Annotated in this window: 2 protein-coding genes; both read left to right on the forward strand. The window is 71.9% G+C overall.

Annotated features, from left to right (window positions below; translation table 11 throughout):
• Nucleotides 1-169: 169 nt before the first annotated feature.
• Nucleotides 170-580 carry a hypothetical protein gene (locus ABD308_RS34565; protein WP_344343827.1) on the forward strand — a complete coding sequence of 137 codons (411 nt, stop codon included), beginning with the start codon at nucleotides 170-172 and terminating at the stop codon, nucleotides 578-580.
• 37 nt (nucleotides 581-617) lie between these two features.
• On the forward strand, nucleotides 618-1,088 hold the full coding sequence (locus ABD308_RS34570; RefSeq protein WP_344343829.1) for a peptidoglycan-binding domain-containing protein: 471 nt from the start codon (nucleotides 618-620) through the stop codon (nucleotides 1,086-1,088).
• Nucleotides 1,089-1,115 lie beyond the last annotated feature (27 nt).

Below are 1,115 nucleotides of genomic sequence, written 5' to 3' on the forward strand. Positions count from 1 at the left end.
CGGCGAGCGGCGCGACCTCGCCGCCGACGAACGGCCGCGTTCGCACACCTGGGTGCCGGACTGCTGACCCGGGCCGGCGGTCAGGCCCTCGGACCTACGAGGTACCGGCCGCCGGGCTCCTGACCCACCATCGGGGCACGGAAATCCCGATCGGAAGGAGCCCGTCGTCATGCGCCTCAAACCTTCACTGCTCGCCCTGGCCGGTACCGCCGTCCTGGCCCTCACCACCCTGGGCACCGGTACCGCCGCCCAGGCCGCCGCGACCAGCCCGGGCATCTCCCCGTGGGCGCCGTCCCGGACCCTGGCGCCGGGCGCGCCCGCCAGCTGTCCCAGCGGCAGCCTCTGCGTCGCGGCCTGGGACGCCAATGCCGACGCCTGGAAGGTCTTCGACCTCGACGCCTGCAACCGCTACTACCTGTCGTACTGGAACGGCACCGGCTGGTACGTGGACAACCAGACCGGCAGCGTCACCTCGACGTTCTACGGTCAGACCGGCAACACGGTGAAGAGCTTCAAGCCGGACTACCCCACCCTGCACGGCGCCGACTGGGACCCCGTCTGGTCCATCCGCAACTGCTGACCCGTCACCTCCTGGAGCGGTCAAGAAAGGCAGGACCATGGGAACGAAGACGAACGCCCTGACGCGCACCCTCATCGGCGTCACCGCCCTCGCCGGACTCGCCGTCGGAAGCCTGGCGGGCGCGACCGCCGGATCCGCGGCCCCCGTGCGGGGAGCGGGCACCTCGGTGAGCGCCGGGACCACGCTGAACGCGACGGTCAACCTCGGGCTCAGCACCACCCAGGCCAAGTACCTCCAGTGCTACCTCAAGAACGGCGGCTGGGGCTACACCGGCGCGATCGACGGCGACCTGGGCGCCAACAGCTGGAAGGCGGTGCAGCGCCGCCTCGCGGACGGCTACGGCTACACCGGCGACATCGACGGGATCGTCGGCCCCGGCACGGTGTCGGCCCTGCAACGGCGCCTCGCCGACGGCTACGGCTACACGGGCGGGATCGACGGGATCGCGGGACCGGGCACCCAGGCCGCGTTCAAGACGTACGCCAACGCCCAGTCCGGCTGGTGCTGAACCGGGTGACCACCCGGTAGGCCGGGC

Origin of the sequence: Kitasatospora putterlickiae (assembly GCF_039527695.1) — a bacterium.
Taxonomy (GTDB): domain Bacteria; phylum Actinomycetota; class Actinomycetes; order Streptomycetales; family Streptomycetaceae; genus Kitasatospora; species Kitasatospora putterlickiae.

What these genes read in the sequence shown, in the direction of transcription:
- ABD308_RS34570 (WP_344343829.1), top strand. Translation starts at nt 618, where the DNA reads ATGGGAACGAAGACGAACGCCCTGACGCGCACCCTCATCGGCGTCACC.
- ABD308_RS34565 (WP_344343827.1), top strand. Translation starts at nt 170, where the DNA reads ATGCGCCTCAAACCTTCACTGCTCGCCCTGGCCGGTACCGCCGTCCTG.